General features: G+C 45.5%; 22 protein-coding genes and 1 other annotated feature (1 of these 23 only partly in view). All 22 genes read left to right on the plus strand.

Annotation, left to right across the window (positions count from 1 at the left end; genetic code table 11):
* Positions 1 to 47 (plus strand) — a sequence feature (ribosomal protein L10 leader region) (it extends 105 nt beyond the left edge of the window).
* Positions 48 to 121: 74 nt separating this feature from the next.
* The 22 genes from rplJ to rplN all read left to right on the plus strand — a co-directional run bounded on the left by rplJ (position 122) and on the right by rplN (position 20,280).
* Positions 122 to 625, plus strand: coding sequence for a 50S ribosomal protein L10 (rplJ, locus tag G9G53_RS24600; protein ID WP_013312168.1), 504 nt, complete (start codon positions 122 to 124; stop codon positions 623 to 625).
* A 68-nt stretch (positions 626 to 693) separates the two neighbouring features.
* A complete protein-coding gene (gene rplL / locus G9G53_RS24605) occupies positions 694 to 1,059 on the plus strand; it encodes a 50S ribosomal protein L7/L12 (RefSeq protein ID WP_029514495.1) in 366 nt (121 codons plus the stop codon).
* A gap of 148 nt (positions 1,060 to 1,207) precedes the next feature.
* Complete coding sequence (locus tag G9G53_RS24610) at positions 1,208 to 1,810, plus strand: class I SAM-dependent methyltransferase (RefSeq protein WP_165150808.1); 603 nt, start codon at positions 1,208 to 1,210, stop codon at positions 1,808 to 1,810.
* Positions 1,811 to 2,165: 355 nt separating this feature from the next.
* Positions 2,166 to 5,711 (plus strand): DNA-directed RNA polymerase subunit beta, encoded by a 3,546-nt coding sequence (gene rpoB / locus G9G53_RS24615; RefSeq protein WP_029514493.1) that lies wholly within the window; start codon positions 2,166 to 2,168, stop codon positions 5,709 to 5,711.
* 140 nt (positions 5,712 to 5,851) lie between these two features.
* The gene (rpoC, locus tag G9G53_RS24620; protein ID WP_029514492.1) at positions 5,852 to 9,466 is read left to right on the plus strand and encodes a DNA-directed RNA polymerase subunit beta'; all 3,615 of its coding nucleotides are present in this window, start codon (positions 5,852 to 5,854) and stop codon (positions 9,464 to 9,466) included.
* 218 nt (positions 9,467 to 9,684) lie between these two features.
* Positions 9,685 to 9,936: a ribosomal L7Ae/L30e/S12e/Gadd45 family protein gene (locus G9G53_RS24625; RefSeq protein ID WP_007432588.1), complete on the plus strand. Its 252-nt coding sequence runs from the start codon at positions 9,685 to 9,687 to the stop codon at positions 9,934 to 9,936.
* Positions 9,937 to 10,080: 144 nt separating this feature from the next.
* Positions 10,081 to 10,503, plus strand: coding sequence for a 30S ribosomal protein S12 (gene rpsL / locus G9G53_RS24630; RefSeq protein ID WP_007432587.1), 423 nt, complete (start codon positions 10,081 to 10,083; stop codon positions 10,501 to 10,503).
* 50 nt (positions 10,504 to 10,553) lie between these two features.
* Positions 10,554 to 11,024, plus strand: a complete 471-nt coding sequence (gene rpsG, locus G9G53_RS24635) for a 30S ribosomal protein S7 (protein WP_007432586.1) — start codon at positions 10,554 to 10,556, stop codon at positions 11,022 to 11,024.
* Positions 11,025 to 11,071: 47 nt separating this feature from the next.
* Complete coding sequence (gene fusA / locus G9G53_RS24640) at positions 11,072 to 13,150, plus strand: elongation factor G (protein ID WP_029514491.1); 2,079 nt, start codon at positions 11,072 to 11,074, stop codon at positions 13,148 to 13,150.
* Positions 13,151 to 13,244: 94 nt separating this feature from the next.
* Positions 13,245 to 14,435 carry an elongation factor Tu gene (gene tuf, locus G9G53_RS24645; protein ID WP_023990558.1) on the plus strand — a complete coding sequence of 397 codons (1,191 nt, stop codon included), beginning with the start codon at positions 13,245 to 13,247 and terminating at the stop codon, positions 14,433 to 14,435.
* 339 nt (positions 14,436 to 14,774) lie between these two features.
* On the plus strand, positions 14,775 to 15,083 hold the full coding sequence (rpsJ, locus tag G9G53_RS24650) for a 30S ribosomal protein S10 (protein WP_005544556.1): 309 nt from the start codon (positions 14,775 to 14,777) through the stop codon (positions 15,081 to 15,083).
* A 32-nt stretch (positions 15,084 to 15,115) separates the two neighbouring features.
* The gene (gene rplC, locus G9G53_RS24655) at positions 15,116 to 15,739 is read left to right on the plus strand and encodes a 50S ribosomal protein L3 (RefSeq protein ID WP_165150809.1); all 624 of its coding nucleotides are present in this window, start codon (positions 15,116 to 15,118) and stop codon (positions 15,737 to 15,739) included.
* A 26-nt stretch (positions 15,740 to 15,765) separates the two neighbouring features.
* Positions 15,766 to 16,389 carry a 50S ribosomal protein L4 gene (rplD, locus tag G9G53_RS24660; RefSeq protein WP_013312160.1) on the plus strand — a complete coding sequence of 208 codons (624 nt, stop codon included), beginning with the start codon at positions 15,766 to 15,768 and terminating at the stop codon, positions 16,387 to 16,389.
* A complete protein-coding gene (gene rplW, locus G9G53_RS24665) occupies positions 16,389 to 16,679 on the plus strand; it encodes a 50S ribosomal protein L23 (RefSeq protein WP_013312159.1) in 291 nt (96 codons plus the stop codon). The genes rplD and rplW overlap by 1 nt, the downstream gene beginning before the upstream one ends.
* 30 nt (positions 16,680 to 16,709) lie before the next feature.
* The gene (rplB, locus tag G9G53_RS24670) at positions 16,710 to 17,540 is read left to right on the plus strand and encodes a 50S ribosomal protein L2 (RefSeq protein ID WP_029514490.1); all 831 of its coding nucleotides are present in this window, start codon (positions 16,710 to 16,712) and stop codon (positions 17,538 to 17,540) included.
* A gap of 72 nt (positions 17,541 to 17,612) precedes the next feature.
* Positions 17,613 to 17,891, plus strand: coding sequence for a 30S ribosomal protein S19 (gene rpsS / locus G9G53_RS24675; protein ID WP_029514489.1), 279 nt, complete (start codon positions 17,613 to 17,615; stop codon positions 17,889 to 17,891).
* A gap of 36 nt (positions 17,892 to 17,927) precedes the next feature.
* A complete protein-coding gene (gene rplV / locus G9G53_RS24680) occupies positions 17,928 to 18,260 on the plus strand; it encodes a 50S ribosomal protein L22 (RefSeq protein WP_013312157.1) in 333 nt (110 codons plus the stop codon).
* Between the two features lie 13 nt (positions 18,261 to 18,273).
* Positions 18,274 to 18,939, plus strand: a complete 666-nt coding sequence (rpsC, locus tag G9G53_RS24685) for a 30S ribosomal protein S3 (RefSeq protein WP_013312156.1) — start codon at positions 18,274 to 18,276, stop codon at positions 18,937 to 18,939.
* 2 nt (positions 18,940 to 18,941) lie between these two features.
* Positions 18,942 to 19,376, plus strand: coding sequence for a 50S ribosomal protein L16 (gene rplP, locus G9G53_RS24690; RefSeq protein ID WP_007432576.1), 435 nt, complete (start codon positions 18,942 to 18,944; stop codon positions 19,374 to 19,376).
* On the plus strand, positions 19,366 to 19,563 hold the full coding sequence (gene rpmC, locus G9G53_RS24695) for a 50S ribosomal protein L29 (RefSeq protein WP_007432575.1): 198 nt from the start codon (positions 19,366 to 19,368) through the stop codon (positions 19,561 to 19,563). Before rplP ends, rpmC begins: the two co-directional genes overlap by 11 nt.
* 50 nt (positions 19,564 to 19,613) lie before the next feature.
* Positions 19,614 to 19,877, plus strand: a complete 264-nt coding sequence (rpsQ, locus tag G9G53_RS24700; RefSeq protein ID WP_007432574.1) for a 30S ribosomal protein S17 — start codon at positions 19,614 to 19,616, stop codon at positions 19,875 to 19,877.
* Between the two features lie 34 nt (positions 19,878 to 19,911).
* Entirely contained in the window at positions 19,912 to 20,280 is a 369-nt protein-coding gene (gene rplN / locus G9G53_RS24705) for a 50S ribosomal protein L14 (RefSeq protein WP_007432573.1), read from the plus strand.
* Positions 20,281 to 20,298: the final 18 nt, after the last annotated feature.

Here is a 20,298-nt window from a genome sequence, read left to right on the forward strand (position 1 = left end):
AGATTTATCAAGCCTTCGTACTCTACGGAGGCTTTTTTCATGCTTATGAAAGCAAGCTTTGTGAGATCACCAGATCGGGTGCTTCGAACAAAGCGGATAAATTGATCAGGAGGTGTACAGTTTGGCAAATGCAAAGGTGATTCAAGCAAAACAAGAAGCTGTTGAAGTTGTAGCTGCAAAATTACGTGAGAGCGTAACGACTGTGGTTGCAGACTATCGCGGTCTGAATGTTGCCCAAGTAACTGAGCTGCGTAAGCAGCTTCGCGAAGCCGGAATCGAATTTCAAGTGCTGAAAAACACACTGCTCCGCCGTGCAACTGCGGCAGCAGAATTGACTGAACTGGACGCAGTATTGACAGGTCCTACTGCAATCGCGTTCGGCAAAGATGATGCAGTGTCTGCAGCTAAAATCTTGAACGATTTCGCTAAGAAGAACAATGCACTGGAACTGAAAGGTGCAGTTGTAGAAGGTCGCGTTATCGGTGTTGAGGAAATCAAAGCACTGGCAGAACTGCCATCCCGCGAAGGTCTCCTTTCCATGCTCCTCAGCGTGCTTCAAGCTCCTGTGCGCAACTTCGCGCTTGCAGTTAAAGCTGTTGCAGAAAAAGAAGAGCAAAGCGCATAAGTTAGGGATTAAACCTGCTGTATAGCAGTTGAGAACAAAAAAATACGAATTTAAATGGAGGTTCAACCATGAGTAAAGAGCAAATCTTGGAAGCAATTAAAGGTATGTCCGTATTGGAACTGAACGATCTCGTGAAAGCAATCGAAGAAGAATTCGGCGTAACTGCAGCAGCTCCAGTAGCTGTAGCAGGTGGCGCAGCAGGTGGCGCAGCTGAAGCTGAGCAATCCGAGTTCGACGTAATCTTGACAAGCGCTGGCGGTTCCAAAATCAACGTTATCAAAGCAGTTCGCGAAATCACAGGTCTTGGCCTGAAAGAAGCAAAAGAACTGGTTGACAACGCTCCAAAACCACTGAAAGAAAAAATCGCTAAAGAAGAAGCTGAATCCATTAAAGCAAAATTGGAAGAAGCAGGCGCTTCTGTAGAAGTGAAATAATTGACTGCTTTCTAGCAGACAATGAACTAAAACAAACCCCTTGAGGTGATCTTCAAGGGGTTTGTTGCTGTAAAACGGTAGTGCCAGCATGTCTGAAAGGTAATTGTAAAGGCTATGATGGTAGTACAACCGAAAGAGGTGGGCATGAATGGCTGATCATTACTACTCCAAGCGGCCAGAGACGGCGCATGAAAGACGGAGCCTGGAAACAGTGCTGCGGGGGCGGTCATACCGTTTTGTCAGCGATTCAGGCGTTTTTTCGAAGCAGGGCATTGATTATGGGAGTCGCGTGCTGATTGAAGCGATGCAGCTTCCTGCACAAGCCTCGGTATTAGATGTAGGATGCGGTTACGGGCCGATTGGTTTGGCGGCAGCCGCGCTTGTCTCAGAAGGACACGTCACAATGGTTGATATTAATGAGCGAGCCGTTCAACTAGCGATAGAGAATGCGGAACGTAATGGGGTTAAGAATGTCACCGTTAAGCAAAGCGATTTGTTTGCGGAAGTGAAGAATGAACGTTTTGACGTAATTTTGACGAATCCTCCTATACGTGCAGGAAAAGAAACAGTGCATACCATTTTTGAACTTGCTTATGAGCATTTAAATGAGGGTGGAACTTTGTGGGTAGTCATTCAGAAAAAGCAGGGGGCCCCTTCGGCGAGTGCTAAGATAGAGAGTCTTTTCGGTCATGTGGAGGAAGTTACAAAGGATAAAGGCTATCGAATTTTGAAGGCCAAAAAAAGTTTTTAAGAAAATGCAATAGGACCATTGACTTGAATCCTGGTCTGTGATATCATTATAAAATGTCAGTATTAGGATGCCCTTCATGGCTTTAGTTTGTTGAAATGTCAATAGATTTATGCGTAGTAGGTATAGTATTTATCGCTATTACGTATAATACAACCATTTTGGGCAAATCTACAAGTGATGAAGATCTTCCGGTAAGAGGATTCTGCAGATACGTTGCTCTTTTTTCGAATGCATTCGAGTAAGGGCTTTTCTGTATTTGTAAGATTGAATCTTCTGTATGTGTCTTATTATAAGGTCACAAACAGAGGTTCGCAATGTATTTTTAAAGTGAGTAGACATGAGGGGTGAGTTTAAGTTGGCAGGACATCTTGTTCAATATGGTCGACGCACTCGGCGCAGTTATGCACGTATTAATGAGGTACTCGAGGTTCCGAACCTGATTGAGATCCAACAAAAATCCTATGATTGGTTTTTGGAGGAAGGATTACGGGAAATGTTTCGGGATATTTCACCAATTCAAGATTTCACTGGAAATCTGATTTTGGAGTTTATCGACTATTCTCTCGGAGAACCCAAATATACCGTTGACGACGCAAAGGAACGCGACGTTACGTATGCAGCACCGCTTCGGGTAAAAGTCCGGCTTATTAATAAAGAGACCGGGGAAGTGAAAGAGCAGGAAGTATTCATGGGAGACTTCCCGCTGATGACTGAAACGGGTACGTTTATTATTAACGGTGCGGAACGGGTTATTGTCAGCCAGTTGGTTCGCTCTCCCAGCGTCTATTTCAGCACAAAAGTCGACAAGAATGCGAAAACAACATACACCGCAACGGTAATTCCTAACCGGGGGGCTTGGCTCGAACTGGAGATGGATGCGAAGGATATTATCTATGTCCGGATTGACCGTACCCGTAAAATTCCGGTTACGGTGTTGCTGCGTGCACTTGGCTTTGGCACTGATGCTGAGATTCTGGATTTGCTCGGCAATGACGAATATATCCGCAACACACTTGATAAAGACAATACGGATTCCACGGAGAAAGCGCTGATTGAAATTTATGAGCGTCTTCGCCCGGGTGAGCCACCTACACTGGATAACGCAAAGAGCTTGCTTGTTGCACGCTTCTTTGATCCAAAACGTTATGATCTGGCCAACGTAGGCCGTTACAAAATCAATAAAAAGCTTCACATCAAAAACCGTCTGTTCAATCAACGTCTTGCTGAGACATTGATTGATACAACAACTGGTGAAATTATCGCTGAAGCAGGACAAATGGTGGATCGTCGCCTGTTGGACGAGATTCTGGCCCAACTGGAGGAATCAGTAGGACACCGCACGTATCATGTTGCTAGCGGCGTGCTGGAAAGCAATGATATTCCACTTCAAACGATTGATGTGTTCTCGCCAATTGAGGACGGTAAAGTAGTGAAACTGATTGCTAACGGAAATATTGATAAATCGGTTAAGAATATTACGCCTGCCGATATTATTTCCTCCATCAGTTATTTTATTAACTTGCTTCACGGTATCGGAAGTACGGACGATATTGACCATTTGGGTAACCGTCGTTTACGTTCTGTAGGTGAGTTGCTCCAAAACCAGTTCCGTATCGGTTTGTCCCGTATGGAACGCGTGGTGCGTGAAAGAATGTCGATTCAGGATGCTAATGTAATTACGCCACAAGCGTTGATCAACATACGTCCGGTAATTGCCTCGATTAAAGAGTTCTTTGGTAGCTCGCAGCTGTCTCAGTTTATGGATCAGACAAACCCGCTTGCTGAATTAACGCACAAACGTCGTCTGTCCGCACTCGGACCCGGCGGTTTGACGCGTGAACGCGCAGGCATGGAAGTGCGTGACGTCCATCCAAGTCACTACGGCCGTATGTGTCCTATCGAGACACCAGAGGGACCAAACATTGGTTTGATCAACTCTTTGTCCACATTTGCACGTATCAACGAGTACGGATTTATCGAAGCTCCTTATCGTTGGGTAGATCCAAAAACTGGAAAAGTTACAGACCAGATTGATTACCTGACTGCTGATGAAGAAGATAACTACATCGTAGCTCAGGCGAACGCGGAATTGACGGAGGAAAACACCTTTAAGGATGAGGTCGTCATTGTCCGTTATAACAAACAGTCTGATAACATTATTCCAATGGCTAGTAGCCGTGTCGATTACATGGACGTATCACCTAAACAGGTCGTATCAGTTGCGACAGCACTGATTCCGTTTCTGGAGAATGATGACTCTAACCGCGCATTGATGGGTTCCAATATGCAACGTCAGGCTGTCCCACTATTGATTCCGAAGTCTCCATTGGTCGGAACAGGAATGGAGCACAAGTCTGCAAAAGATTCTGGTGTTTGCATTGTATCCAAATACAACGGAGTTATCGAACGCTCTTCGGCTAACGAAATTTGGTTGCGTCGTATCGAAACTGTAGATGGTGCTGAAGTGAAGGGCGACATTGTTAAGTATAAATTACACAAATTTATGCGATCTAACCAAGGAACTTGCATCAACCAACGCCCGATTGTGAACAGAGGAGATATTGTCAAAGTTGGCGATATTCTTGCGGATGGTCCATCTACAGAGATGGGTGAGTTGGCGTTGGGACGTAACGTTGTCGTTGCCTTCATGACTTGGGAAGGTTACAACTACGAGGATGCGATCCTGCTGAGTGAGAAACTGGTCAAGGAGGATGTATACACCTCGATCCATATTGAGGAATACGAATCCGAGGCTCGTGACACGAAACTTGGACCTGAAGAAATCACTCGTGACATTCCAAATGTCGGTGAAGAGGCGCTTCGCAACTTGGATGAGCGTGGAATCATTCGTATTGGTGCCGAAATCGGTGCAGGTGACATTCTTGTTGGTAAAGTTACACCTAAAGGTGTGACTGAATTGACAGCTGAAGAACGTCTCTTACACGCAATCTTTGGTGAGAAGGCACGCGAGGTTCGCGATACTTCTTTGAGAGTTCCTCACGGAACAGATGGGATTGTTGTAGATGTAAAGGTGTTTACACGTGAAAATGGTGATGAACTGCCACCAGGTGTAAATCAGTTGGTTCGTGTATATATTGCTCAAAAACGTAAAATCTCCGAAGGCGATAAAATGGCTGGACGTCACGGTAACAAGGGTGTCGTTGCCCGTATTTTGCCTGAAGAAGATATGCCGTTCCTGCCGGATGGTACACCAGTACAGGTCGTTCTGAACCCGCTGGGGGTACCTTCACGGATGAACATCGGACAGGTGCTTGAAGTCCATCTGGGTATGGCTGCAATGCGTCTTGGTATTCATGTGGCAACTCCAGTATTCGATGGTGCCAAGGAGTATGACGTGTTCGATACAATGGAAGAGGCAGGCATGCAGCGTAATGGTAAGACTGTGTTGTATGACGGACGTACGGGTGATCGTTTTGAACGTGAAGTTACTGTCGGTGTCATGCACATGATTAAACTGGCGCACATGGTCGATGATAAAATCCATGCTCGTTCTACAGGTCCTTACTCTCTCGTTACGCAGCAACCATTGGGTGGTAAAGCTCAATTCGGTGGACAGCGCTTCGGGGAGATGGAAGTATGGGCATTGGAAGCCTACGGCGCGGCGTACACGCTTCAGGAAATTTTGACTGTGAAATCCGATGATGTGGTTGGACGTGTTAAAACTTACGAATCCATTGTCAAAGGTGAAAATGTACCTGAACCGGGTGTTCCAGAATCATTTAAGGTCTTGATCAAAGAGCTGCAAAGCTTGGGTATGGACGTGAAGATTCTGTCTGAAGACGAACAAGAGATCGAAATGAGAGAGCTTGATGATGAGGATGACACAAGCGGCGATAAGCTGAGTTTGAATCTGGAAGGCTCTGAGGTTGGCGTAGAGTAGTTTGGCTGCTAACTGACTCATATCAGCTTTGTTATATACCTTGATCCATTCTAGGATGGATCAGGTTTCTTGATACCGCCCAGTGCTGCTGGGCGGTATCAAACCTAAAAACTCAGGATTTGGTTAAGGAGGGTTGCTCCTTGTTGGACGTTAACAATTTCGAATATATGAAAATCGGGCTTGCTTCCCCCGAAAAGATTCGTTCTTGGTCCCGCGGAGAAGTCAAAAAACCGGAGACGATTAACTATCGTACGCTTAAACCGGAAAAAGAAGGACTATTTTGCGAGAAAATTTTCGGACCTACGAAAGACTGGGAATGTCATTGCGGTAAGTACAAACGTGTACGCTATAAAGGTGTTGTCTGTGACCGTTGTGGAGTAGAAGTTACTCGCGCTAAGGTTCGCCGTGAGCGTATGGGCCATATTGAGTTGGCTGCTCCTGTATCGCACATTTGGTACTTCAAAGGCATTCCAAGTCGTATGGGTCTTGCTCTTGATATGTCTCCAAGATCTCTGGAAGAGATCATTTACTTCGCATCTTATGTTGTAACCGATCCAGGAGATACGCCTTTGGAGAAAAAACAACTCCTGTCCGAAAAAGAATACCGTAGCTACCGTGAGAAATACGGCTATGGCTTCCAGGCAGGTATGGGTGCTGAAGCGGTTAAAAAGCTTCTTCAAGATTTGGATATAGACAAAGAGTTAGAATTTTTGAAAGAAGAGTTGCGTACAGCTCAAGGACAACGTCGTAACCGTGCGATCAAACGCCTTGAAGTTATTGAGGCCTTCCGTAACTCAGGCAACCAACCGGATTGGATGATCATGGACGTACTTCCTGTTATTCCTCCTGAGCTTCGTCCAATGGTACAGTTGGATGGTGGTCGTTTCGCTACCTCTGACCTTAACGACTTGTATCGTCGTGTTATTAACCGTAATAACCGTCTGAAACGTCTGTTAGATCTAGGTGCGCCAGATATTATTGTACAAAATGAAAAACGGATGTTGCAGGAAGCTGTTGACGCCTTGATTGATAATGGTCGTCGTGGTCGTCCTGTTACAGGTCCAGGTAACCGTCCTTTGAAATCCCTCAGCCACATGCTGAAAGGTAAACAAGGACGTTTCCGTCAAAACTTGCTTGGAAAACGTGTTGACTACTCTGGTCGTTCCGTTATCGTTGTAGGTCCGTACTTGAAAATGTATCAATGCGGTTTGCCAAAAGAAATGGCACTGGAACTGTTCAAACCTTTTGTTATGAAAGAACTGGTGAACAAAGGTTTGGCGCACAATATCAAGAGCGCGAAGCGTAAAGTAGAGCGTGTGAGTGCAGAAGTATGGGATGTGCTGGAAGAAGTAATCAAGGAGCATCCGGTTCTTCTGAACCGTGCCCCTACGTTGCATAGACTCGGTATCCAGGCGTTCGAACCGATTTTGGTTGAAGGTCGTGCGATTCGTCTGCATCCGCTCGTATGTACTGCATATAATGCCGACTTTGACGGTGACCAAATGGCTGTTCACGTTCCGTTGTCTGCGGAAGCCCAAGCTGAAGCTCGTTTGCTTATGCTAGCATCCGGCAACATTTTGAATCCGAAAGACGGCAAGCCAGTTGTTACACCTTCCCAGGATATGGTTCTTGGTTCTTTCTATCTGACTATGGATAACAAAGAAGAAGAAGGAAGTAATATGATCCTTCGCAACATGAATGAGGCTATATCGGCTTACCAACGTGGTACAGCTGGACTTCATGCTCGTGTAGCTATTCCGGTTAAAGCTTTGAATAAAACGAGCTTTACGGAAAAACAACAGGAAGCGATGTTGATCACAACGGTTGGTAAAATTATCTTTAATGAAATTTTCCCGGCAAGCTTCCCGTACATCAATGATGCTACCCGTGCGAACCTGCTTTATGGTACTGCGGAGGAGTTCTTTGTTTACGAGAAGGGTGTAAATCTTACAGAAGCCATTCAAAACGCTCCGCAAGCTAGCGGGGTAGGCAAGGATTACCTTGGTAATATCATTGCCCGTTGTTTTGAGACTTACCATACAACAGAAACAGCTGTAATTCTGGATAAAATTAAGCAACTTGGCTTTACGTATTCCACTCGTGCAGGGGTAACCGTTGCTGTATCGGACGTAATCGTGCCGGTGGAAAAACAAGAGATTCTTAAGGGATCCGAAGACAAAGCGCAAGTTGTAACGAATCAGTACCGTCGTGGTCTGATTACGAATGAAGAACGCTATGACCGGATTATCGATATTTGGTCTAAAGCGAAAGATGATATTACCGAAGTATTGATGAAGTCCATGGATCGCTACAACTCCATCATGATGATGGTGGACTCCAAAGCGCGGGGTAACAAATCACAGATTACTCAGCTCGGCGGTATGCGTGGTCTGATGGCCAATCCATCCGGACGTATTATCGAACTCCCAATCAAATCAAACTTCCGTGAAGGCCTGACAGTACTCGAGTACTTCATCTCCACTCACGGAGCGCGTAAAGGTTTGGCGGATACAGCTCTTCGTACGGCTGACTCCGGTTACCTGACTCGTCGTCTCGTAGATGTGGCACAGGATGTTATCGTGCGCGAAGAAGACTGCGGAACTGATAAAGGCTTCACAGTAAGTCGTATCCAGGACGGTAAAGAAGTAATTGAGGATCTCTATGACCGTCTGGAAGGTCGCTATTGCTTTGAAACGGTACGTCATCCTGAGACTGGCGAGATTTTGGCTAGACGTAACGAATTGATTGACTCCGACAAAGCTGAAGCGATTGTTAAAGCTGGCGTACACAAAGTTCAAATACGTTCTGTATTAAGTTGCCGGGCTAAACATGGCGTCTGCAAGAAATGTTACGGTCGCAATCTGGCTACTGGCAAACACGTTGAGATTGGTGAAGCAGTTGGTATCATCGCTGCACAATCCATCGGTGAGCCAGGAACACAGCTTACTATGCGTACGTTCCACACAGGCGGCGTAGCCGGAGACGATATTACACAAGGTTTGCCTCGTATCCAGGAGCTTTTTGAAGCACGTAATCCTAAAGGTCAGGCAACGATTAGTGAAATTGACGGTACAGTTAAAGAAGTTCGTGAAGGTAAAGACCGCCGTGAGATCGACATTCAGGGTGAAGCCGAAACGAAAACATACTCAGTAACGTATGGTTCCCGCCTGCGCGTAAGCGAAGGTATGACTGTTGAAGCTGGGGACGAACTGACGGATGGTTCGATTGATCCTAAAGAAATGCTGCGTATTAAAGGTATTCGCGGGGTACAGAACTATATCCTTCAGGAAGTTCAACGCGTATACCGGAACCAGGGCGTAGAAATCAACGACAAGCACGTAGAAGTTATGATTCGTCAAATGTTGCGTAAAATCCGTATCATTGATGCGGGCGACACGATCTTACTTCCAGGCTCCTTTGTTGATGTCCATGAGTATGAAAATGCAAACAAGATAGCGATTCTCAGCGGCCAAGAACCAGCGGTAGCCAAGCCGGTACTGCTCGGTATTACCAAGGCATCTCTGGAAACTGACTCCTTCTTGTCAGCAGCATCCTTCCAGGAAACTACTCGTGTCCTGACTGATGCAGCTATTAAAGGCAAGGTCGATCAGTTGCTTGGACTGAAAGAGAACGTAATTATTGGTAAATTGATTCCTGCGGGAACAGGTATGAACCGTTACCGTAGCGTGAAATTTGCCCAACCGGAAGAGGGGCAGTCTCCATCTGAGGAGCTCGAACCAATTTCGGCCGAGTAATATAAAAATAGTATGATTGCCGGAACACCGTAGACATAAGCTTTGCATAAAAGCTACAGCAGACGGTGCTCCGGTGCTTTTTTCAAAAAAGAATCGTACTATTCTGTTTAAATGAATTATAGTTTATAATTGTCTTGACATTACTTATAGTCAATGCTAATATAGCAAAGGTGCGTGAGCAGCCTATATGCTATTGGGTCTTTTCGGAGGAATGAGATATGTCTAAAGAACAAGGACTGCAAGATGCTCATGTCAAAATCGGTACCAAACAAACCATTCGTATGGTAGAATTGGGCTTTGCCTCAGAAGTATATGTGGCAGAAGACGCAGATCAGCGTCTCACTTCCAACATCATTGCTTTGTGCAACAAGCAAGGAGTCAAAGTGACTCTCGTAGACACAATGAAAAATCTCGGAGCTGCATGTGGGATTGAAGTGGGAGCCGCAATGGCTGCTATCGTAAAACAATAGGGTAAGGAACGTTTTTGTCTAAGGAATCGTTATTCTTGGCGGCAAAGACTTTTCATTTGTTCTTTTATGAACCGCCTGGGTCTGTGGGCTTAGATAAGGTTTGTAAAGTAACAGCAAAAATTGAGGAAGGGGGTGGCAACCAACATGCCAACTATTAACCAACTGGTTCGTAAAGGACGTCAAGCCAAAATCGAGAAATCGAAATCACCGGCTTTGCAAAAAGGTTTTAATGCCTTGAAACGTGAAGCTACCGACATCAGTGCCCCGCAAAAACGCGGAGTGTGCACTCGTGTAGGTACTATGACTCCGAAAAAACCAAACTCCGCACTTCGTAAATATGCTCGTGTTCGCTTGACGAACCGTGTAGAGGTGACTGCTTACATTCCAGGTATTGGACATAACCTTCAAGAACACAGCGTAGTGCTGATTCGCGGCGGTCGTGTAAAAGACCTTCCGGGTGTGCGTTACCATATCGTTCGCGGTGCTTTGGATACTGCAGGCGTAAACAACCGCATGCAAGCTCGTTCCAAATACGGCGCAAAACGCCCTAAAGCTAAAAAATCCTAATGAATATAAACCGCGTATGTCGGTTTAACATGTAAGAAAGGGGGATATCCATGCCACGCAAAGGTCCAGTTACCAAAAGAGACGTGTTGCCAGATCCGGTATACAACAGCAAGTTGGTTACCCGCTTGATCAATCGCATCATGCTCGACGGAAAACGAGGCGTTGCTCAAAGCATTCTGTACAATGCGTTCAAGCTTATCCAAGAACGTACGGGGAATGACCCGATGGAAGTTTTTGAAGCAGCTATCAAGAATATCATGCCAGTCCTGGAAGTTAAAGCACGCCGTGTCGGCGGTGCCAACTACCAAGTACCAATCGAGGTAAAACCAGAAAGACGTACGTCCCTGGGATTACGTTGGCTCGTAAACTACTCCCGCAACCGCGGTGAGAAAACCATGGAAGAGCGTTTGGCGGCTGAAATTATCGATGCTTCCAACAACACAGGCGCTTCCGTGAAAAAACGTGAAGACACGCACAAAATGGCTGAAGCGAACAAAGCGTTTGCTCACTATCGTTGGTAGGATTCAGCTCAAAAAAATAACTTCAATTTTGAAGGGAGACCCATTTCATGGCAAGAGAGTTCTCCTTGAAAAATACACGTAATATCGGGATCATGGCTCATATTGACGCGGGTAAAACCACAACAACAGAGCGGATCTTGTTCTACACAGGCCGTACGCACAAAATCGGTGAAGTTCACGAAGGCGCTGCGACAATGGACTGGATGGAACAAGAACAAGAGCGCGGAATCACGATTACTTCCGCTGCGACGACCGCTGCCTGGAAAGGTCACCGCGTCAATATCATCGACACCCCGGGGCACGTTGACTTCACTGTTGAAGTTGAACGTTCCCTTCGTGTATTGGACGGAGCAGTTGGTGTTTTCAGTGCGAAAGAAGGCGTTGAGCCTCAGTCCGAAACCGTATGGAGACAGGCTGATCGCTACGGCGTTCCACGGATCGCATATGTAAACAAAATGGATATCATTGGTGCCGACTTCCTGAATGTTGTCTCTGACATGCGTGATCGCCTTCAAGCGAACGCAGTTGCGATTCAATTGCCAATCGGCGCAGAAAATGATTTTACTGGTATTATCGATATCGTTGAACAAAAAGCTCATATGTACAAAGATGATCTTGGTCAAGATATCGAAGAAGTAGAAGTTCCTGCGGAATTCAAAGATCAAGTTGAAGAACTTCGTAATGAATTGATCGAGAAGGTTGCTGAACTGGACGAAGAATTGACAATGAAATACCTGGAAGGCGAAGAAATTTCGGTTGCCGAAATTAAAGCCGCTCTCCGTAAAGGTGTTGTAGAAGTTAAAATCTTCCCAGTTATCTGTGGATCTTCTTACCGCAATAAAGGTGTTCAGCTGATGTTGGATGCTGTTCTCGACTATTTGCCGGCTCCTATTGATGTGCCAAGTATTCAAGGGCATTTGGAAGACGGTACGGAAGTTGAACGTCACTCTTCCGATGAAGAGCCATTCTCCGCATTGGCATTCAAAATCATGACGGATCCTTACGTTGGTAAGTTGACATTCTTCCGCGTATACTCCGGTGTTCTTCAATCCGGTTCTTACGTATTGAATGCAACAAAAGGTAAACGCGAACGTATCGGACGTATTCTTCAAATGCATGCGAACAGTCGTCAAGAAATCACTGTAGTTTACTCTGGTGATATTGCGGCTGCCGTAGGTTTGAAAGATACAGGTACAGGTGATACACTGTGTGATGAGAAGAGTCCTGTTATTCTCGAGTCCATGAACTTCCCTGATCCGGTTATCGAAATCGCGGTTGAGCCTAAAACCAAAGCTGACCAAGATAAAATGTCTGTAGCTCTCGGTAAGTTGACTGAAGAGGATCCAACTCTTCGCGCTCATACTAACGAAGAAACAGGTCAAACCATCTTGGCGGGTATGGGTGAGCTTCACTTGGACATCATCATTGACCGTATGCGTCGTGAGTTCAAGGTAGAAACAAATGTGGGTAAACCACAGGTTGCTTACCGTGAAACGTTCCGTGCTCCAGCACGTGTCGAAGGTAAATTCGTTCGTCAGTCCGGTGGTCGTGGTCAATATGGTCACGTATGGGTTGAGTTCGAACCGCTTGAGCCAGGTACTGGTAGTCAATTCGAAAGTAAGGTAGTCGGCGGCTCTGTTCCTAGAGAGTACATCGCTCCTGCTCTTGCTGGTATTGAGGAACAAATGAAAAACGGCGTTATCGCAGGCTTCCCGCTTGTGGACGTTAAAGCTACAATCGTGGACGGATCATACCATGATGTCGATTCCAATGAAATGGCATTTAAAATTGCCGGATCAATGGCGCTGAAAGCAGCGAAAGACAAATGTAAACCAGTATTGCTCGAGCCGATTATGAAAGTTGAAGTAACGGTTCCTGAGGAATATATGGGTGACGTAATGGGTATGTTGAACTCCCGTCGTGGTCGGATTGAAGGTATGGATTCCCGCAGTGGAGCTCAAATCATTCGTGCGAAGGTGCCTTTGTCCGAAATGTTCGGATACTCGACTACACTTCGCTCCGGTACACAAGGACGCGGTGTGTTCTCCATGGAACTTTCTCATTATGAAGAAGTTCCGAAGAGCATTGCTGAAGAGATCGTTGCCAAAACCAAAGGCGGCGAGTAATACAATGTATCAGCTGACCGGTATGCTCTGGGTTTTACCAAAAGGGCATCCGGCAGCCTAAAATAAAACAAGTTATTGAGGAGGAATTGTTCAAATGGCAAAGGCTAAGTTTGAGCGTAACAAACCGCACGTTAATATCGGTACTATTGGTCACGTCGATCATGGTAAAACTACTTTGACTGCTGCAATCACAACTGTATTGTCCAAAACTTACGGTGGTGCTGCTGTAGCATTCGATCAAATCGATAAAGCTCCAGAAGAGCGCGAACGCGGTATCACAATCTCCACTGCACACGTGGAGTATGAAACACCTAACCGTCACTATGCACACGTTGACTGCCCAGGTCACGCCGACTATGTTAAAAACATGATCACTGGCGCTGCACAAATGGACGGAGCGATTCTGGTTGTATCCGCAGCTGACGGCCCAATGCCGCAAACTCGCGAGCACATCCTGTTGTCCCGCCAAGTTGGTGTTCCTTACATCGTTGTATTCTTGAACAAATGCGACATGGTTGAAGACGAAGAGTTGCTGGAATTGGTTGAAATGGAAGTTCGCGACTTGCTGAGCGAGTATGACTTCCCAGGCGACGACACTCCAATCACTCGTGGTTCCGCTCGTGAAGCACTGCAAAACCCAGATGGCGACTGGGCTAAGAAAATCGTTGAAATGTTCGAAACAATCGACACTTATATCCCAACTCCAGAACGCGACACTGACAAGCCTTTCCTTATGCCTGTCGAGGACGTATTCTCCATCACTGGTCGTGGTACAGTTGCTACAGGCCGTGTAGAGCGTGGTACAGTTAAAGTGGGCGACGAAATCGAAATCATCGGTATTCAAGAAGAATCCCGTAAATCCGTAGTAACAGGCGTAGAAATGTTCCGTAAATTGCTTGATTCCGCTCAAGCTGGTGACAACATCGGCGCACTGCTTCGCGGTGTAGATCGTGCACAAATCGAGCGCGGCCAAGTATTGGCTAAACCAGGTTCTGTTAACCCACATACAGAATTTTCTGCTCAAATCTACGTTTTGACTAAAGAAGAAGGCGGACGTCACAAACCTTTCTTCACTGGTTACCGTCCACAGTTCTACTTCCGTACAACTGACGTAACTGGAATCATTACTTTGCCAGAAGGTTCCGAAATGGTAATGCCTGGTGATAACATCACGGTTACTGTTCAACTGATCAACCCGATCGCTATCGAAGAAGGAACTAAGTTCTCTATTCGTGAAGGCGGACGTACAGTTGGCGCTGGTGCCGTAGCAACAATCTCCAAATAAGAAGGTTTTTGCCTTTAAATAGAGCAACAGTGTACTGGAACGAGTAACGTTGTATTGGAACGAAGCTTAACGAGCCCCTGCCCTGGTGCGGGGGCTTTTCTCTTGAAAAAAATCGCGAGCTGCGAGCACAATTGTATCTTTTGAAAATAAGATGCATTGTTTTTTCGTTTTTGCTTGCAATAGGCAGAACTATTCGATATAATAACTAATGTTGTTTGTGACTGTGCGATGATGTGAGAGGTTACTGACACACCCGGCCCCTTTGCCATGGGAGGGCTGTCGGAAAATTTTCACGGAGTATGTCCGATACCAAATTGGGCGATAGAAGGAGGGACTAAAATGGCAAAGCAAAAAATTCGTATCCGTTTGAAAGCTTACGATCATAGAATTCTTGATCAATCCGCTGAGAAAATTGTTGAAACAGCAAAACGTTCGGGCGCAGGTGTATCCGGGCCAATTCCGCTGCCAACTGAAAAACAAATCATTACTATTCTCCGTGCGGTACACAAGTACAAGGATTCCCGGGAGCAGTTCGAAATGCGCACACACAAGCGTTTGATCGACATTGTTAACCCGACTCCACAAACTGTGGATGCCTTGATGCGCTTGGACCTGCCGTCCGGTGTAGATATCGAAATTAAATTGTAATATGTAATTAGGAAAAGAAATGAGGTGTCAACATGAAAGGTATCTTAGGAAAAAAACTCGGAATGACTCAAGTGTTTACCCCTGAAGGTAACGTACTTGCTGTTACGGTTATCGAAGCAGGTCCTTGTGTTGTTCTGCAAAAGAAAGATCTGGAAAACGATGGATACGAAGCTATCCAACTCGGTTTCTCTGATAAAAAAGAAAAAAGATCCAACAAACCTGAAGCAGGACATGCGAAAAAAGCAAATACTGCACCTAAGCGCTACGTTCGTGAACTTCGTGGCATCGACCTTGCTGCGTACGAGGTTGGCCAAGAACTGAAGGCTGATGTCTTCTCAGAAGGCGAGTTCGTTGACGTAACAGGTATTTCTAAAGGTAAAGGTTTTGCCGGCGTTATCAAACGTTGGGGACAAAGCCGCGGACCAATGGCACACGGCTCGCGTTACCACAGAGGTCCAGGTTCTATGGGTTCCATTCAAGCTAACCGCGTTCCTAAAGGTAAACACCTGCCAGGACACATGGGGCATGAAACGGTAACTATCCAACGTCTTGAAGTTGTTAAGATCGATACAGAACGTAATGTGTTGCTCGTGAAAGGTTCCATTCCAGGACCTAAAAATAGCTTCGTTAAAGTATTAGAAACGGTGAAAAAATAAACAACTGAAGAAAGGAGGAACACGAAATGCCAAAAGTAGCACTATTTAATATTAGCGGCAGCCAAGTTGGTGAAATTGAATTGAACGATGCAGTGTTCGGTATCGAGCCGAATAAGCACGTTCTTCATGACGCTGTTGTTATGCAATTGGCTTCCCTGCGTCAAGGTACTCACAAAGTAAAAGGACGTTCTGAAGTACGTGGTGGCGGACGTAAACCTTGGAAACAAAAAGGTACTGGCCGCGCTCGTCAAGGTTCGATCCGTGCACCGCAATGGGTTGGTGGCGGTACTGTATTTGGTCCGACTCCACGCAGCTATGCATACAAATTGCCTAAGAAAGTTCGTCGTCTGGCGATCAAATCGGCGTTGTCATCCAAAGTGATTGAGAATGAAATTATCGTATTGGACGCTCTTACACTGAACGGACCTAAAACGAAAGAATTCGCAGCCATTTTGAATAACCTTAAAGCTGATCGTAAAGCATTGATCGTAGCTCCTAGTTATGATGATAATGTAGCACTGTCCGCTCGTAATATTCCTGGTGTGAAGTTTGTAGCCGCAGATGGCATTAATGTTCTTGATGTGCTCGGACACGACAAACTGATCATTACGAAGGAAGCAGTTCAGAAGGTAGAGGAGGTGCTCGCGTAATGAAGGATCCTCGTGATATTATCAAACGTCCGGTTATCACCGAACGTACGGCTGGTATGATGAATGACTTGAAATACGTTTTCGAGGTTGACATTCGTTCTAACAAAGTCGAAGTTAAAAAAGCAATCGAAGCCATTTTTAACGTGAAAGTAAGTAACGTAAATACGCTTCGTGTTCCTGCAAAACCAAAACGCTACGGACGTCATTCCGGCTATACGAGCGAGTGGAAGAAAGCGTTCGTAACGCTGAGCAAAGACAGTAAGCCGCTTGAGTTTTTTGAAACGGTATAATTGAAACTGTAAAGTAAGGAGGGAAACTCAGTGCCAATTAAAAAGTATAAACCAACGTCCCCGGCCAGACGTGCTATGTCTGTATCTACTTTCGAGGAGATTACAACTAATCAGCCCGAGAAATCGTTGCTGGCACCTCTGAGCAAGCAAGCTGGACGCAATAACCAAGGTAAAATTACGGTTCGTCATCATGGCGGCGGACACAAACGTAAGTACCGTATTATTGACTTCAAACGTAACAAAGATGGAATACCGGGCCGCGTTGCTACGATCGAATATGATCCAAACCGTACGTCCAACATCGCACTTATCCACTATGTGGATGGTGAAAAACGTTACATCATCGCTCCTAAAGGTCTGAAAGTAGGAGACGAAGTGGTATCCGGTGCAGGTTCCGATATTAAAATCGGTAACTCTTTGCCATTGGAAAACATTCCAGTAGGTACGGTTATCCACAACATCGAATTGAAACCGGGTAAAGGTGGCCAACTCGTTCGTGCCGCTGGTACGGAAGCCCAACTTCTTGGTAAAGAAGAAAAGTATGTTACAATTCGTTTGACTTCTGGTGAAGTTCGCCGCATTCTGAAAGTTTGCCGCGCGACAATCGGTTCTGTAGGTAACGAAGACCATGAACTGGTGAAAATCGGTAAAGCTGGTCGTAGTCGCTGGTTGGGACAACGTCCTGAAGTTCGCGGTGTTGTAATGAACCCTAACGATCACCCACACGGTGGTGGTGAAGGTCGCGCTCCAATCGGACGTAAATCTCCAATGTCTCCATGGGGTAAACCAACCCTTGGTTACAAGACACGTAAAAAAGGTAAAGCATCTGATAAGTACATCGTTCGTCGTCGTACTAAGTAATAAAACGTGCGCTTAAGTCGCACGTTAACATATTAAGGAACGACTACGTTTTAACGAAGGGAGGATTCATAAATGGGTCGCAGTCTCAAAAAAGGACCATTCATTGATGGTTACCTGTTGAAAAAAGTAGAGGTTTTGAACGAGTCGGAGAAAAAAGTGGTAATCAAAACTTGGTCCCGTCGCTCTACGATTTTCCCGCAATTTATCGGACATACGTTTGGTGTATACGATGGCCGTAAACACGTGCCAGTATACGTAACGGAAGATATGGTCGGACACAAATTGGGCGAATTTGCTCCAACACGTACGTACAAAGGCCATACGGATGACGATAAGAAAACAAGAAGATAATCAACACAGCGTAGTGTTTGAGAGGAGGTAAACTCAATGGAAGCAAAAGCACATGCTAAATCCGTACGGATTTCTGCTCGCAAAGTGAAACTTGTTATCGATTTGATTCGCGGTAAGCAGGTTGGTGAGGCGATTGCAATTCTTCGTCACACTCCAAAGTCCGCTTCTCCAGTCGTTGAGAAATTGTTGAATTCTGCGATTGCAAATGCAGATCACAACTACTCTTTGGACGTAAATAAATTGGTAGTATCTCAGGTTTTTGTAAACCAAGGTCCTACAATGAAACGATTCCGCCCGCGTGCAATGGGTCGTGCAAGCCGTATTAACAAACGCACCAGTCATATTACTCTGGTGGTATCTGAAAAATAAGGAGGGAAAACGTGTGGGCCAAAAGGTAAATCCCGTCGGACTCCGAATCGGTATTATCCGTGATTGGGAATCCAAATGGTATGCAGGCAAAGATTTCGGTGATCTTTTGCTGGAAGACGTTAGAATTCGTGAACATCTGAAAAAAAGATTGAAAGACTCCGCTGTATCCCGTGTTGAAATCGAGAGAGCAGCTAACCGTGTCAATGTAACGATTCACACTGCGAAACCAGGTATGGTTATCGGTAAGGGTGGTTCCGAAGTTGAAAATCTGCGTAATGAAATTACTAAAATCGCAGGCGGTAAAAAGGTGCACATCAATATTTCTGAAATTAAAAATCCTGAACTGGACGCAATCTTGGTTGCTGAAAGCATTGCACAACAATTGGAACGTCGTGTTTCTTTCCGTCGTGCTTTGAAACAAGCGATTCAAAGAACTATGCGTTCCGGAGCAAAAGGAATTAAAACTCAAGTAGGCGGACGTCTTGGCGGTGCCGAAATCGCTCGTTCCGAAGGGTACAGCGAAGGAACTGTTCCACTGCATACGCTTCGTGCCGACATTGACTATGGTACAGCGGAAGCTCATACTACTTACGGCCGTCTTGGCGTAAAAGTATGGATCTATCGTGGAGAGGTTCTTCCTCCAGCTAAGAAACAAGCTCCTCAGGAAGGAGGCAACTAATCATGTTGGTACCAAAACGCGTAAAACATCGTAAACAACAACGTGGTCATATGAAGGGGCGTGCAAAAGGCGGTACTACACTGAACTTTGGTGAGTACGGTTTGCAAGCTACTGAACCTGCATGGATTACTAACCGTCAAATCGAAGCTGCTCGTATTGCGATGACTCGTTACATCAAACGTGGTGGTAAGGTTTGGATTAAAATTTTCCCTGATAAACCAATTACTCAGAAGCCTCTTGAGGTTCGTATGGGTAGTGGTAAAGGTAACGTAGAAAAATGGGTTGCAGTAGTGAAACCAGGCAAGATTATGTTTGAACTTGCTGGTGTTCCGGAAGAGATTGCTCGTGAAGCAATGCGTCTTGCCGCTCACAAACTGCCAATCAAAACTAAGTTTGTGAAACGTGAAGAATTGGGTGGTGAAGCAAATGAAGGCTAGTGAATTCCGCAACCTAACCACTGCTGAAATCGAACAAAAGATCTCCGGTTTTAAAGAAGAACTTTTTAACCTTCGTTTTCAACTCGCTACCGGTCAGCTTGATAACCCGACTCGGATCGGCGCTGTGCGTAAGGAAATTGCTCGTGCTAAAACTGTGATCCGTGAAAGAGAACTTGGGATTAGCTAAGATATCAGACCGGGTGGAAAATCCGCCTGTAATTAGGAAGGAGGCCAACAATGAGCGAACGTAATGCCCGTAAAGTATTAGTCGGTAAAGTAGTCAGCGACAAAATGGATAAAACGATTGTGATTGCTGTAGAAACTTACAAAAAACATGATCTCTACCATAAACGCATTAAAGTAACTAAGAAATTCAAAGCTCATGATGAAAACAACACTGCACAAATCGGTGATACTGTTAAAATCATGGAAACTCGCCCTTTGTCCAAAGACAAAAACTGGAGACTGGTCGAAATCGTTGAAAAAGCTGTTATAATCTAATGTAGTGTAGTTTTTCCGAAAGGAGGATAAATAAATGATTCAACCATTTACACGTTTGACTGTAGCTGACAATTCCGGCGCGAAGGAACTGATGTGTATCCGTGTGCTCGGTGGTACGGGACGTCGTACAGCTCAAATTGGTGACCTGATCGTTTGTTCCGTAAAACAAGCAACACCAGGCGGCGTTGTCAAAAAGGGTGATGTAGTAAGAGCGGTTGTTGTTCGTACTAAACGTTCTATCCGCCGTAAAGACGGTTCCTACATCGGATTTGACGAGAACGCAGCAGTGGTCGTTAAAGAAGACAAGAGCCCACGTGGTACTCGTATTTTCGGACCAGTTGCTCGCGAACTTCGTGACAAGGACTTCATGAAAATCGTTTCCTTGGCTCCGGAAGTGATCTAAACTCACCTTAAAATGTGC

The organism is Paenibacillus sp. EKM206P (genome assembly GCF_011066155.1).
In the GTDB taxonomy this organism is placed as follows: domain Bacteria; phylum Bacillota; class Bacilli; order Paenibacillales; family Paenibacillaceae; genus Paenibacillus; species Paenibacillus polymyxa_D.

What these genes read in the sequence shown, in the direction of transcription:
- rplL (WP_029514495.1), top strand. Translation starts at nt 694, where the DNA reads ATGAGTAAAGAGCAAATCTTGGAAGCAATTAAAGGTATGTCCGTATTG.
- G9G53_RS24610 (WP_165150808.1), top strand. Translation starts at nt 1,208, where the DNA reads ATGGCTGATCATTACTACTCCAAGCGGCCAGAGACGGCGCATGAAAGA.
- G9G53_RS24625 (WP_007432588.1), top strand. Translation starts at nt 9,685, where the DNA reads ATGTCTAAAGAACAAGGACTGCAAGATGCTCATGTCAAAATCGGTACC.
- rpsL (WP_007432587.1), top strand. Translation starts at nt 10,081, where the DNA reads ATGCCAACTATTAACCAACTGGTTCGTAAAGGACGTCAAGCCAAAATC.
- rpsG (WP_007432586.1), top strand. Translation starts at nt 10,554, where the DNA reads ATGCCACGCAAAGGTCCAGTTACCAAAAGAGACGTGTTGCCAGATCCG.
- fusA (WP_029514491.1), top strand. Translation starts at nt 11,072, where the DNA reads ATGGCAAGAGAGTTCTCCTTGAAAAATACACGTAATATCGGGATCATG.
- tuf (WP_023990558.1), top strand. Translation starts at nt 13,245, where the DNA reads ATGGCAAAGGCTAAGTTTGAGCGTAACAAACCGCACGTTAATATCGGT.
- rpsJ (WP_005544556.1), top strand. Translation starts at nt 14,775, where the DNA reads ATGGCAAAGCAAAAAATTCGTATCCGTTTGAAAGCTTACGATCATAGA.
- rplC (WP_165150809.1), top strand. Translation starts at nt 15,116, where the DNA reads ATGAAAGGTATCTTAGGAAAAAAACTCGGAATGACTCAAGTGTTTACC.
- rplD (WP_013312160.1), top strand. Translation starts at nt 15,766, where the DNA reads ATGCCAAAAGTAGCACTATTTAATATTAGCGGCAGCCAAGTTGGTGAA.
- rplW (WP_013312159.1), top strand. Translation starts at nt 16,389, where the DNA reads ATGAAGGATCCTCGTGATATTATCAAACGTCCGGTTATCACCGAACGT.
- rpsS (WP_029514489.1), top strand. Translation starts at nt 17,613, where the DNA reads ATGGGTCGCAGTCTCAAAAAAGGACCATTCATTGATGGTTACCTGTTG.
- rplV (WP_013312157.1), top strand. Translation starts at nt 17,928, where the DNA reads ATGGAAGCAAAAGCACATGCTAAATCCGTACGGATTTCTGCTCGCAAA.
- rplP (WP_007432576.1), top strand. Translation starts at nt 18,942, where the DNA reads ATGTTGGTACCAAAACGCGTAAAACATCGTAAACAACAACGTGGTCAT.
- rpmC (WP_007432575.1), top strand. Translation starts at nt 19,366, where the DNA reads ATGAAGGCTAGTGAATTCCGCAACCTAACCACTGCTGAAATCGAACAA.
- rpsQ (WP_007432574.1), top strand. Translation starts at nt 19,614, where the DNA reads ATGAGCGAACGTAATGCCCGTAAAGTATTAGTCGGTAAAGTAGTCAGC.
- rplN (WP_007432573.1), top strand. Translation starts at nt 19,912, where the DNA reads ATGATTCAACCATTTACACGTTTGACTGTAGCTGACAATTCCGGCGCG.